This window comes from Mycetohabitans rhizoxinica HKI 454 (assembly GCF_000198775.1).
Classification (GTDB): Bacteria; Pseudomonadota; Gammaproteobacteria; order Burkholderiales; family Burkholderiaceae; genus Mycetohabitans; species Mycetohabitans rhizoxinica.
Window position 1 is genome coordinate 148,192 of the sequence record NC_014722.1, and the last position, 13,555, is coordinate 161,746.

General features: G+C 64.8%; 7 protein-coding genes and 1 riboswitch. Of the genes, 2 read left to right on the forward strand and 5 right to left on the reverse strand.

The window, feature by feature from the left end; genetic code table 11:
* The first annotated feature begins 565 nt into the window (after positions 1 to 565).
* Entirely contained in the window at positions 566 to 4,489 is a 3,924-nt protein-coding gene (gene putA / locus RBRH_RS00580; protein WP_013433919.1) for a trifunctional transcriptional regulator/proline dehydrogenase/L-glutamate gamma-semialdehyde dehydrogenase, read from the forward strand.
* A gap of 89 nt (positions 4,490 to 4,578) precedes the next feature.
* Positions 4,579 to 5,730, forward strand: a complete 1,152-nt coding sequence (locus tag RBRH_RS00585) for a branched-chain amino acid ABC transporter substrate-binding protein (protein WP_013433920.1) — start codon at positions 4,579 to 4,581, stop codon at positions 5,728 to 5,730.
* A 126-nt stretch (positions 5,731 to 5,856) separates the two neighbouring features.
* Here RBRH_RS00585 and RBRH_RS00590 read toward each other — a convergent pair whose 3' ends face one another.
* From RBRH_RS00590 to gcvT, 5 genes are all read right to left on the reverse strand, one after another.
* Positions 5,857 to 7,245 (reverse strand): L-serine ammonia-lyase, encoded by a 1,389-nt coding sequence (locus RBRH_RS00590; protein ID WP_041752944.1) that lies wholly within the window; start codon positions 7,243 to 7,245, stop codon positions 5,857 to 5,859.
* A gap of 84 nt (positions 7,246 to 7,329) precedes the next feature.
* Entirely contained in the window at positions 7,330 to 8,391 is a 1,062-nt protein-coding gene (locus RBRH_RS00595; RefSeq protein ID WP_083813408.1) for an alginate lyase family protein, read from the reverse strand.
* Positions 8,392 to 8,669: 278 nt separating this feature from the next.
* Positions 8,670 to 11,672, reverse strand: coding sequence for an aminomethyl-transferring glycine dehydrogenase (gene gcvP, locus RBRH_RS00605; RefSeq protein WP_013433924.1), 3,003 nt, complete (start codon positions 11,670 to 11,672; stop codon positions 8,670 to 8,672).
* Positions 11,673 to 11,736: 64 nt separating this feature from the next.
* Positions 11,737 to 12,117 (reverse strand): glycine cleavage system protein GcvH, encoded by a 381-nt coding sequence (gene gcvH / locus RBRH_RS00610; RefSeq protein ID WP_013433925.1) that lies wholly within the window; start codon positions 12,115 to 12,117, stop codon positions 11,737 to 11,739.
* A 95-nt stretch (positions 12,118 to 12,212) separates the two neighbouring features.
* Positions 12,213 to 13,331, reverse strand: a complete 1,119-nt coding sequence (gene gcvT, locus RBRH_RS00615) for a glycine cleavage system aminomethyltransferase GcvT (RefSeq protein ID WP_041753964.1) — start codon at positions 13,329 to 13,331, stop codon at positions 12,213 to 12,215.
* A gap of 63 nt (positions 13,332 to 13,394) precedes the next feature.
* Positions 13,395 to 13,538: riboswitch (glycine riboswitch) on the reverse strand.
* Positions 13,539 to 13,555: the final 17 nt, after the last annotated feature.

Below are 13,555 nucleotides of genomic sequence, written 5' to 3' on the forward strand. Positions count from 1 at the left end.
CCGAAAGGCGGAGACGAGCGGCACCGTCAACGCAGTAGCCGGCTGCGTGCTGCCAGTGCACGTGTCCGGTAGCTACTGGGCTGTTTCCGGCCAATGAATTCCCCGGTGACGGGCGAGCGCCGCAGCGGCGTGTGTGTCGGCGAGCCGATGCGGGTGTACGGCAGTTGTGCCGATTGCCGGCACCGCGACGCCGACGCAAAAAGTCTCGAGCACACCATGGCAGGTCTCTCCGTGTTTAGTTTCTGCTTGGGTCCTGGCGTGGCCGATAGCCGCCGACGCTGGCCCGACGATTAACTCGTATCGACGCGCGACGAGTGTGATGCGCTTGTCTCGTCTTGCTGCGCCCTCCCTCTTGTTAACGGCGGTGCCTCTCGCCTCGATGACTAGGGAAAACACCGACGCCTAGCCGCTTGATTTGTTGCGGGCGAAACTTCTTAACCCCTTGTAAATAAACAATTTATGGAGTGGCAACCTTCAGCCGGAAAAGATTGCACCTTTTTAATGTACAAAGTACGATCAGCCAGATTTTTTCGAGTGGTCCGGCGGCAACGCCGATAAAGGAATCATGGCTAGCACCACCCTTGGCGTTAAGGTCGACGATCCGCTGCGGACCCGACTTAAAGAAGCGGCCCTGCGTCTGGAGCGCACGCCGCACTGGCTGATCAAGCAGGCAATTTTCGCGTACCTGGAGAAAATCGAGCATGGGACGCTGCCCCCCGAGTTGTCGCTGTCCCATGAAGTAGCTGACGCCGGCGAGTCGGGCATCGAACCGAACGACGACGCGTCGCACCCGTTCCTGGAACTTGCGCAGAACGTGCAACCGCAGTCGGTGCTGCGTGCGGCGATCACCGCGGCCTATCGACGTCCGGAGCCGGAGTGTGTGCCGTTCCTAATCGGGCAAGCGCGGCTGGCGCCGCCGCTGGCCAGCGACGTGCAGGTGCTCGCCACGCGCTTGGTCGAGGCGTTGCGCGCCAAGCGTACCGGCGGTGGCGTCGAAGGATTGATCCATGAGTTCTCGCTGTCGAGCCAGGAAGGCGTTGCGCTGATGTGTCTGGCCGAGGCGCTGCTGCGGATTCCGGACCGGGCCACGCGCGATGCGCTGATCCGCGACAAGATCAGCAAGGGCGACTGGAAGTCGCACGTCGGCCATGCCCCATCACTGTTCGTGAACGCCGCGACATGGGGCCTGATGATCACTGGCAAGCTGGTTGAGACCAACAGCGAAGCGGGCCTGTCGCGCGCACTTACGCGGATGATCGGCAAGGGTGGCGAGCCGTTGATCCGCAAGGGCGTGGACATGGCAATGCGGTTGATGGGCGAGCAGTTCGTCACCGGCGAGACGATTTCCGAGGCATTGGCGAACAGCCGAAAATACGAGGCGCGCGGCTTCCGCTATTCGTATGACATGCTCGGCGAGGCGGCAACGACCGAGAAAGACGCTCAGCACTACTATGCATTGTACGAACAGGCGATCCATGCGATTGGCAAGGCCGCTGGCGGGCGTGGCATCTACGACGGACCGGGGATCTCGATCAAGCTGTCGGCGTTGCATGCGCGATACTCGCGCGCGCAGTACGAGCGCGTGATGAGCGAGTTGCTGCCGCGAGTGCGAGCGCTGGCGCGCCTGGCGCGCCGCTACGACATCGGCCTGAACATCGATGCGGAGGAAGCGGACCGGCTGGAGATCTCGCTGGATCTGCTCGAGGCGTTGTGCTCCGATCCGGAGCTGGCCGGCTGGAACGGCATCGGCTTTGTCGTGCAGGCGTACCAGAAGCGCTGTCCGTTCGTGATCGACTATTTGATCGATCTGGCCCGCCGCAGCCGACATCGCCTGATGGTGCGGCTGGTCAAGGGCGCGTACTGGGACAGCGAGATCAAGCGGGCGCAGGTGGATGGGCTCGAAGGCTACCCCGTCTACACCCGCAAGGTCTACACCGACGTGTCCTATCTCGCGTGTGCAAAGAAACTGCTGGGCGTGCCCGATGCGGTGTACCCTCAATTCGCCACGCACAACGCCCACACGTTGTCGGCGATCTACCATTTGGCGGGCCAGAACTATTATCCGGGCCAGTACGAGTTCCAGTGCCTGCACGGGATGGGTGAGCCGCTATACGAGGAAGTGACCGGCCGCGGCAAGCTCAATCGTCCATGCCGCGTGTATGCACCGGTTGGCACCCATGAGACACTGCTCGCGTACCTAGTGCGTCGGCTGCTGGAGAACGGTGCGAACACATCGTTCGTGAACCGGATTGCCGATGAGTCGGTGCCGGTGGCCGAGCTGGTGGCGGATCCTGCCGACGAGGCATCACGGATTGTGCCGCTCGGTGCGCCGCACCCGAAGATTCCGTTGCCGCGCGCGCTGTATGGCAGCGAACGGGCCAACTCAATGGGGCTGGACCTGTCCAACGAGCATCGCCTCGCATCGCTGTCGTCAGCATTACTTGCGAGCACCAACGTGATGTGGCATGCCGCACCGACGCTGCAGCCCGGCGAGGTGGTGAGCGGCACGCCGCGTCTGGTGCGCAACCCCGCCGATCAGCGCGACGTGGTTGGCACGGTGGTGGACGCGACAGCAGAGCACGTGCAAGCCGCGCTCGCTAACGCGCTCGCCACCGCGCCGATCTGGCAGGCCACGCCCGTGCAGGCGCGCGCCGACTGCCTAACCCGCGCCGCTGACCTGCTCGAAGCGCAGATCCATACGCTGATGGGGCTGGTCGTGCGCGAGGCGGGCAAATCGCTGCCGAATGCGATTGCCGAGATCCGCGAGGCGATTGATTTTCTGCGCTACTACGCGAGCCAGATCCGCGGCGAGTTTTCCAACGACACGCACCGTCCGCTTGGGCTGATCGTCTGTATCAGTCCATGGAACTTCCCGCTGGCGATCTTCATGGGCCAGGTCGCGGCGGCGTTGGCCGCCGGCAATACGGTGCTGGCGAAACCCGCCGAGCAGACGCCGCTGATCGCCGCGCAGGCGGTGCGTCTCCTGCACGAGGCCGGCGTTCCCACTGGCGCCGTGCAATTGCTGCCCGGCGACGGGGAGACGGTGGGCGCTGCGCTGGTCGCCGATCCGCGTACCCGTGGCGTGATGTTTACTGGCTCCACCGAGGTCGCACGCCTCATCAACCGTACGCTATCCGAACGGCTGGATCCGGACGGTAAGCCGATTCCGCTGATCGCCGAGACCGGCGGCCAGAATGCGATGATCGTTGACTCGTCGGCGCTGCCCGAGCAGGTCGTCGCGGACGTGCTGCAGTCGGCGTTCGACTCGGCCGGCCAGCGGTGCTCGGCGCTACGCGTGTTGTGCCTGCAGGATGACGTGGCGCAGCACACGTTGCAGATGCTGACCGGCGCAATGCGCGAATTGTCGATTGGCAATCCAGATCGTCTATCCACCGATATCGGCCCGGTCATCGATGCCGAAGCCAAGCGTGGCATCGAAGCGCATATCGCGACGATGCGCGATAAGGGCCGCAAGGTGTTCCAATTGCCGCTGCCGGACAGCTGTCAGCATGGCATGTTCGTGCCGCCGACACTGATTGAGATTGACAGCATCGACGAGTTGGAGCGCGAGGTGTTCGGGCCGGTGCTGCATGTGGTGCGCTACCGCCGCCATGCGCTGGAATCGCTGCTGGAGGCCATCCGTGCGACCGGCTATGGGCTGACGCTGGGGGTCCACACGCGAATCGATGAGACGATCGGCCACGTCATCGAGCGCGTGCATGTGGGCAATATCTATGTGAACCGCAACGTGATCGGCGCGGTGGTCGGCGTGCAGCCGTTCGGCGGAGAAGGGCTCTCGGGCACGGGGCCGAAGGCGGGCGGACCGCTGTACCTGTATCGGCTGCTGGCTAAGCGTCCGAACGGCATACCCGCGTCGCTGGCCAGGTCGCTGAGCGAGGAGACGCCGGCCGACGGCGGACCGGCGGCAGCGCTCACGGCGTTTCGCGACTGGTTGCTCGGCGAGCGCGATGTCCAGCTCGCTGCCCGTTGCGACGGCTACCTGAGCCAGGTGCTCGCCGGTGCCACGGCCACGCTGCCGGGCCCGACCGGGGAGCGCAACACTTATGCGCTCAGCGCACGTGGCACGGTATTATGCATCGCGTCGACGGCCAGCGGCGCACGCGCACAGCTGGCGGCGGTGCTGGCCACCGGCAACCGCGCGTTGTTCATCGGCGCGAGCGGCGAGCAACTGGTCGGTGCGTTGCCAGTCGCGTTGCGCAGCTACGCGGCGGTGAGCCGCGACGGTGACCTCGGCGTCGAGTATGATGCCGTGCTGTTTGAGGGCGACAGCGATGCGTTGCAATCGCTAGTACGGCAGATCGCCGCGCGCGGCGGCCCGATCGTCAGCGTGCAGAGTGTTGTGACCGGCGCGTTCGACGAGGATGCCTTCGGCGACGACTATGCGCTTGAGCGGCTGTTGACTGAGCGTTCGGTGAGCGTCAACACGGCTGCGGCGGGCGGTAATGCCAGTTTGATGACAATCGGCTGAATACCATTTGGTCGCTTGACACAAAGTGAGGCGGGGCACGGCGGACGCCGGGCGACGCCTCACCCTTAAAGCCAAAAGGAGATGTCTCGATGGAGCACACGATGAAAAAGCTGACGGGCGCGACGTTGTTCGCCGCCTTGTCGGTCGCGGGGAGCGTAGCGCACGCGCAGCAGACAGAGCAAGTGAAGGTGGGCTTTGCCGCACCGATGACCGGCGCCCAGGCGCACTATGGCAAGGACATGCAGAACGGCATCGTGCTCGCGATCGAAGACTTCAATGCAACCAAGCCGGTGCTCGGCGGCAAGCCGGTGCAAATCGTGCTGGACACCGGCGATGACCAGGCCGACCCGCGTACCGGCACAACCGTTGCGCAAAAGCTCGTTGATGATGGTATCAAGGGCATGCTCGGCCATTTCAACTCTGGGACGACGATTCCGGCATCGCGCATCTATGCGAATGCCGGGATTGCGCAGATCGCGATGGCAACCGCGCCGGAATACACGCAGCAGGGCTACAAAACGACGTTCCGGATGATGACTTCCGACACGCAGCAAGGCTCGGTGGCTGGCACGTTTGCGGCGAGGACGCTGAAACTGAAGAAGGTTGTGATTATCGACGACCGAACCGCGTATGGCCAGGGCCTGGCCGATCAGTTCGAGAAGGCCGCGAAGGCCTCGGGCGCGAAGATCCTGGAGCGCGAGTACACGAACGACAAAGCGGTCGATTTCAAGGCGATCCTCACCAAGGTGAAATCGTTGACGCCGGATCTAGTCTACTATGGCGGCGCGGACGCGCAAGCCGGCCCGATGGTCAAGCAAATGAAGGCGCTAGGGATCAAAACGCCGCTGATGGCCGGCGAAATGGTCAAGACCGACACGTTCCTGAAGCTTGCGGGCGACGCCGCCAACGGCACGATCGCGTCGCTGGCAGGCCTGCCGCTGGAAGAAATGCCGGGGGGCAAGGACTATGTCGCGAAGTACAAGAAGCGTTTTGGCGAAGAGGTACAGACCTATTCGCCGTATGCGTACGATGGCGCGATGGCCCTGTTCGAAGCGATGAAGAAGGCCAACTCGACCGATCCGGCGAAGTACCTGCCGGCGTTGGCGAGGACCGACATGTCGGGCGTCACGGCCAAGCACGTCGCGTATGACGCGAAGGGTGACCTAAAGAACGGTGGCATCACGCTGTACAAGGTCGTCAACGGCCAATGGACCCCGCTGCAAAGCGTGGGCGGTAAGTAAGTCGCCGCTGAGCGCCCGTGCGTGGATGACTCGGGCGGGCGGGTCGAACGGCAGCGTGAATGCACGGGCCCCCGAGCGGGGCTCGTTGCTTTGGTGCAGTCGGATAGCGCCCGGATTGATACTGCGTCAGCACTCGACGATGTTCACGGCGAGGCCGCCGCGGGACGTCTCCTTGTACTTCGTTTTCATGTCGGCGCCGGTTTCGCGCATTGTCTTGATCACCGAATCGAGCGACACGTAGTGTGAGCCGTCGCCGCGCAGCGCCATCCGCGCGGCATTGACGGCCTTGACCGAGGCCATCGCATTGCGCTCAATGCAGGGGATTTGCACCATGCCGCCCACCGGGTCGCAGGTCAATCCCAGGTTGTGCTCCATGCCGATCTCCGCTGCATTCTCGACTTGCGCGGGCGTCGCCCCCATGACCGCGGCCAGCGCGCCGGCCGCCATCGAGCAGGCGACCCCGACCTCGCCCTGGCAACCGACCTCGGCACCGGAGATCGATGCATTGAGCTTGTACAGGATGCCGATCGCGCCGGCGGTCAACAGAAAATCGATGACGCCCGTGTCATTTGCGTCGGGCACGAACCGCGTGTAGTAATGCAGCACGGCTGGGATGATTCCAGCTGCGCCGTTCGTTGGCGCTGTCACCACACGGGCCCCGGCTGCGTTTTCCTCGTTGACCGCAATCGCGTACAAATTGATCCAATCGACCATCGACAGCGGATCGCGCAATGCCACCTCGGGCTTGCCCGACAGGTCGCGATACAACTGCGGCGCCCGCCGGCGCACTTGGAACGGGCCCGGCAGGTTGCCGTCTGCTGCAGGATTGCCGATGCCACAACCGCGCGCGACGCATGACTGCATCACGCCCCAAATACGCAGCAGATCGGCACGGATCGCGTCGTCGCTGCGCCATACCCGCTCGTTCTCGAACATCAGCTGCGCGATGGTGCGCCCAGTTTGCGTACATCGCTGCAACAACTCGCTGCCGGTCGAGAAAGGGTGTGGCAGCTGCTCGTGCGCATTAAGCACGCGTGTGTTGGACGCACCGGCCGTGACCACGAAGCCACCCCCCACGGATAGATAGGTCGACTCGCGCAGCACGCTGCCGGCGGCATCGAGCGCCCGCAGCTTTAGGCCGTTCGGATGCTCGGGCAACGCCTGCCGGTAGAACACGATGTGCTCCTTCGGCAGAAACGGAACTGGATGCGTGCCGAGCAGCGCAAGTGTGCGCGACGAGGCGACATGCTCGAGCTTGTCCGCGATCGCCTCGGCCTGCACGGTGTCCGGTGCCTCGCCAAGCAGGCCGAGCATGACGCCACGGTCGGTGCCATGGCCCTTGCCAGTCGCGCCGAGCGAGCCATAGAGTTCGACCTTGACCGATGCGGTGGCCGGCAGCAAGAGGTCGCGCTGCAAGCCTTGCGCGAACAGCAGTGCGGCGCGCATCGGGCCGACCGTGTGCGAGCTTGACGGGCCAATGCCAATCTTGAACAAATCGAATACGCTGACGGCCATGGCGACTCCAGAAGTGTCACGCCACGCCCGCGGCTGGTTCAGCGGGGCAGGCGGTTGCAATGTCGATGTTGCGCCCGCGTTGTTTCATCGCTCGCTCGAGCGCGCGGGCAGTGGCAGGCATGCGGCGAGCCACGGCGGCGGCACCGGCGCCAGGTGCAGTGCCACCGGCTGGTACCGCCCGTTTAGCCGCGCGGCGAGATGAAACAGCTCTGCCGCGCTGCGAGGGTCCCACGTGCCACTGAAGCTGCGCAATCCGGCGGCGCGGCGTGTTTCATCGAACGACACGCGGCTGTGGACGAACTCCTCATGGCTCGCGCGGCCGAGCGCATACGGGACGAGCCAATCGAGCGCGTGCTCCAGCGTCGCCCCGGAGGCGCTGCGCTCGCGCAGCCAGTTGCGGTTGTGCCGGCGCGCGGCCAGCGCGGCCATCACCAACGGCTGCAAATCATAGGTCACGTAGTGCAGCGCGTCGCGCTCGCCAAAATCTCGTGTTGTGCCATCCGGGGCAATGTTTGTGCCGACCTGTTCCACGAACAACTGCTGCGCGGCATCGATCAACTTGCGATCATCCAGTGTGAACGCGGCCATCGCGATCAGCTTGACGCGATGGCTCTGCCAGTTGTTCGCGAACGTATGTCGGAGTGGCCGGGGCTGACTGTCGATGCGCTCGACATAGCCGCGCGCCAGTTTGCGCAGGAACGCGATCGTCGCGTTGCGAGTCTTGACCGGCAGTGCGCTGGCGGTCAGGTCATACGCGAGAATCAAGCCATCGAGCTTCGTCTCGTCGATCGGATTGAAACTTGGCTGGTAAGTCGTGACCCAGGCGTCAAGCAGGCGCGCGACATAACGCAGGAAGCGCTCGTCGCCGGTTGCGCGCCACGCGAGCGCGGCGTTGCGCATCAGCTGGAAATCCTTTTGTGCGTTGACAGTTTGGTCGTAGAGGCCCTGGTGGGGCAGCGTGCCTTCGGTATGCAACTGAGCTACCGCGCGCGGCGCGTCGCTGAGCCCTACCAAGGTCTGTTGTACCAGCGCACGCACCCCGGGGTCGGCATGGGTGCGCTCGCTGTTCTGCAGTGCCGGCGCCGCGCAAAAGTTCATCGCCGCGCGCACCGGCACCGCGCAGAGCGGGCCCAGCAGGCCCGCCATCGCGGCGAGCACGATTGTAGTGCGTGCGGCGGCACGGCGGCATGTTGGATCAGATCGGAACGTGTCCACTATTCTGGGCTTCACTCTCTGGGCTGCGCTCGGATCGAGATGTTAGCCTTTCTTCGTGGATGGCTCACGCAAACGATACGTTTCCGTGCGCTGATTCGTGCCGATTTTCGGTCGCGACGGCGTCGCGATCCGCAGCGCACGCAAGCCTTTCTGTCGCGTTTGGGCTTGAGCGCATGGGGTTTGCTCGGCGCTAACGTGACAGTGCCTCGCTACGCATAGTCGCAGACCGGCACGCACGAACAAAACAAATTGCGATCGCCGTACGCGTTGTCGGCGCGGCCTATGGGCGGCCAGTACTTGCTGGCCGCCCGCGATGGGACGGGATACGCAGCCTGCTCGCGCCCGTAGGCATGAGGCCACGTGTCGGCGCCAATGACCGCGGCCGTATGTGGTGCGTGCTTGAGTGGGTTGTCGTCTCGGTCAGCGTGGCCTTGCTCGATCGCGCGAATTTCGTCGCGGATCGCGATCATCGCGTCGATGAAACGGTCCAGCTCCGCCTTAGATTCTGACTCGGTCGGCTCGATCATCAACGTGCCGGGCACCGGAAAGCTCATCGTCGGTGCGTGGAAACCGTAGTCGATCAGCCGCTTTGCGACGTCGTCAACGGTGATGCCGCTTACGTCCTTGATCGGCCGCAAGTCCAGGATGCATTCATGCGCGACCAGGCCGCCGGCTCCCGAATACAGCACCGGGTAGTGCGGGGCGAGGCGCTTGGCGATGTAGTTCGCGTTCAGGATCGCCGTTTCAGTCGCCGACTTGAGGCCGCGCGCGCCCATCATCGCAATGTACATCCACGAAATCGGTAGGATGGCGGCTGAGCCGTACGGCGCCGACGAGACCGCGCCGATCCCGTCCGGATTGCCGGCTGGCGTCGCCGCGCCTTCGCGCACATAGCCGACCGAACGCTGGTTCGGCAGGAAGCGCGCCAGGTGGGCGGCCACCGCGACGGGGCCCACGCCTGGGCCGCCGCCGCCGTGCGGGATGCAAAAGGTTTTGTGCAGGTTCAGGTGCGACACGTCGCCGCCGAATTGACCCGGAGCGGTTAGGCCCACCATCGCGTTCATGTTCGCGCCGTCAACGTACACTTGGCCCCCATGCGCGTGGACGATCTCGCAAATCTCTCGCACGTTTTGCTCGAACACGCCATGCGTGGACGGGTACGTGATCATGATCGCCGCCAGCTTGTCTGCATGGCGTGCGGCCTTGGTCTTCAGGTCCTCGACGTCGACATTGCCCTGCGCATCGCACGCGACGACTACAACTTGCATGCCGGCCATTTGGGCGGATGCCGGATTGGTGCCGTGCGCGGAAGCCGGGATCAAGCAAACGTTGCGATGGCCTTCGCCGCGCGACGCGTGGTACGCGTGGATGATCAGCAATCCGGCGTACTCGCCCTGTGAGCCGGCATTCGGTTGCAGCGATACTGCGGCATAGCCGGTGCACGTCACCAGCATCTGCTCGAGCTGCTCGATCATCTTGCGATAGCCGATGGTTTGCGAGGCGGGCGCGAACGGATGGATCTGCGCGAACTCAGGCCACGTGACGGGCAGCATCTCCGACGTGGCGTTCAGTTTCATCGTGCACGAACCGAGCGGGATCATCGCGCGATCCAGTGCAAGGTCCTTGTCGGCGAGCTGGCGCAGGTAGCGCAGCATTTCCGTCTCGCAGTGGTGGCGGTTGAACACCGGATGCGTCAGGTACGCACTGCGACGCAACAACGCGGCAGGCAGCGCGTCTTCGACGCTGGCATCCAGCGCGTCGATGTCCAACGTCGGCGCGCCGGCCTGCGCGGGCATGGTGTCCGGCTGCACGCCAGCGAGCGCGGGCGCCGTGCCGGCTGTTTCGGCGAACAGCGCGAGCAAATCAGCCAGGTCCAAACGCGTCGTCGTCTCATCGACCGACACGCCCACGCGCGCGCTGTCGATCCGGCGCAGGTTGATCCGCCGCGCGCGCGCAGCTTCGTGCAGCGCTTCGGTGCGCGTGCCCGACTCGATCGTTAGCGTGTCGAAGAACGTGTCATTGGCAAGCGTGTAGCCGAGTTGCCGCACGCCGGCCGCCAGAATCGCCGCAATGCGGTGCACGCGCTCGGCGATCTGCCGCAGACCTCGGGGACCGTGATAGACCGCGTACATGCTGGCCATGATGGCTAGCAATGCCTGCGCGGTGCACACGTTCGAGGTCGCCTTCTCGCGACGGATATGCTGCTCACGGGTTTGCAGGGCCAGCCGCAACGCAGGCTTGCCTTGTGCATCGACGCTCACGCCGACGAGCCGCCCCGGCATCTGCCGCTTGAACGTGTCGCGCACGGCAAGATACGCGGCGTGTGGGCCACCGAACGCGAGTGGCACGCCAAAACGCTGTGAGGTGCCCACCGCGACATCCGCACCCCATTCGCCAGGCGGCGTCAACAGCGTCAGCGCCAACAGATCGGCGGCGGCGACCACGTGTGCGCCGGCTTCATGGATCGCGGCAGCCAGGTCGCGATAGTCACGCACGTCGCCGTTGACGCCCGGATACTGCAGCAGCACGCCGAACGCGCCGGCTTGTGCCGCCGCCGCGGCAGGGCCGACCCGTACGTCGATGCCCACCGGCTGTGCGCGCGTGCGCACCACCTCAATCGTCTGCGGTAGCACGTCGTCGGCCACGTAGAACACGTTCGAGCGCGGCTTGCCCACGCGCTGCAGCAGCGTCATGGCCTCGGCCGCCGCTGTGCCTTCGTCGAGCAGCGACGCATTGGCAGTGTCCAGCCCAGTCAGGTCAATCACCATCTGCTGGAAATTGAGCAGTGCCTCGAGCCGGCCTTGCGAGATTTCGGGTTGGTATGGTGTATAGGCGGTGTACCAGGCCGGGTTCTCGAGCACATTGCGCAGGATCACCGCAGGTGTATGTGTACCATAGTAGCCCTGGCCGATGTAGCTGCGGAACACTTCGTTTTGGCGCGCCAGTTCGCGCAGTCGCGCGAGCGCTTCGGCCTCGCTGCGCGGCGCGGTGAATTCGCCAAGCGACAGGCTGTCACGACGTCGGATGCTCGGCGGCATCACCGCGTCGATCAGCGCGTCGCGGTGATCGAAGCCGAGCACCGCCAGCATCTGCCGTTGATCGTCGGCGCTAGGCCCGATGTGACGTTCGGCGAAAGCGTCGTGTCGTTCAAGCTCGGCGAGCGTGGGACGGGGGGCGCGATTCATCAGGTGATCCGGGTGCTCTGGCTTCATATCGAAATCCTGTCGGTCCACGCCGCCGCGATGCGCGGGGCCGGCGTGGACCCGTTGAGGTCAATCAGGCGCCGATCGCCTGGCCGTACGCGGCCGCGTCGAGCAATGAGTCCATCGCGGCGGTGTCCGCGGGCTTGATACGGAATAACCAGGACTCGTACGGCGCGCCGTTGACCTGGTCCGGCGCACTGATCAGCGCGTCATTGGACTCGACGATCTCGCCGGCAACCGGTGCATAGATGTCGGAGGCCGCCTTGACTGACTCGATCACTGCGATCGCGTCGCCGGCCTCGACCTGCTTGCCGGCTTCCGGGAGTTCGAGGAACACGACGTCGCCCAGCGCTTCCTGCGCGTGGTCGGTGATGCCGATGGTGAGCGTGCCGTCGTCTTCCTTGCGAATCCACTCATGAGATTCGGTGTATTTGAGTTCGGCCGGGATAGTCATGGGTGGCTCCTAATATCGTTGAGGTCGTGAATCGGTGTGCTCCGGCGCGGCGCAGGCGAACCGTGCCCGGCGCTTGGCGGTGGCGGCGCGCCGCGTCAGATGAGCGGCTTGCCGTGGCGCACGAACGGCAGTTTAACCACCCGCGCGGGCAACGCCTTGTCGCGGATCATGACCTGTACTGTGTCGCCGGCCGACACGGCTGTCGGCACACGCGCCAATGCGATGGATTGCTGCAACGACGGCGAGAACGTGCCACTGGTGACCTCGCCGTCGCCGTGTGCAGTGAGCACCTTCTGGTGTGCACGCAGGATACCCGCCGGCTTGCCCTGCGGGTCTTTGTCCAGCACCAGGCCCACGAACGACGCGCGCTGACCTTGTGCGCGCAGCGCCGCGCTGCCGACGAAATCGCGCTCGCCTGACAAATCGACGGTCCACGCGAGGCCGGCGTCAAGCGGCGACACGTTTTCGTCCATGTCCTGCCCGTACAGATTCATGCCGGCTTCCAGCCGCAGCGTATCGCGTGCGCCCAGGCCGCATGGCTTAACGCCCTGCGCGGCGAGCGCTTGCCACAATGCTTGCACGTGCGCGGCCTCGACAATGAGTTCGAAGCCGTCCTCGCCGGTATAGCCGGTGCGAGCGACCATCAGTGCACCGAACGGCGTGCCGTCCACACGCGCGGCGTTAAAGGGCTTGAGCGCTTCGCCCGGCTGCTGCACCGCCGGCACGGCCTGCCCGACCTTCACTCGCGCATTCGGGCCTTGCACGGCGAGGATCGCCAGGTCCCGGCGCGGCGTCAGCGTGACGCCGAAGCTGCCTTCCGCGTTGAGTTGCCCGAGCCAGCCGATGTCCTTGTCCGCGGTACCGGCGTTGACTACGACGCGGAACGCATCGTCGGCGAAGTAGTACACGATCAGATCGTCGACCACCCCGCCGCTTGCGTTCAGCATGCACGAGTACAGTGCCCGACCCGGCGTTTGCAGCTTGTCGATATTGTTGGCCAATGCCATGCGCAGAAACGCCCGTGCGCCAGCGCCGGCGATATCCACGACGCACATGTGTGACACGTCGAACATGCCGGCGTCACTGCGCACCGCGCGGTGCTCGTCAATCTGAGAGCCATAGTTCACCGGCATGTTCCAGCCGCCGAAGTCGACCATGCGTGCATGGAGCGCACGATGGACCGCGTTGAGCGGGGTGGTCTTGAGTTGAGTCATGAAAGCTCTCAGTAGCGCGAACACAAAAAGGCGCACGAGCATCCGGGCAGCGGTGGATGCATGCATGACCCCTCTGTCCTCGGTACCTGAGAGATTGCGCCGCGCGGCTTGCCTGCCACGCATCGGCGCGCGCCCCTTCGGTGGGTAGCTTGCGCCGCTGCGTTTGCACGCGCACGGCTGCTACTACCGCTCTCCAGAGTGCGGTGCCGACCGGTTGGCGCACA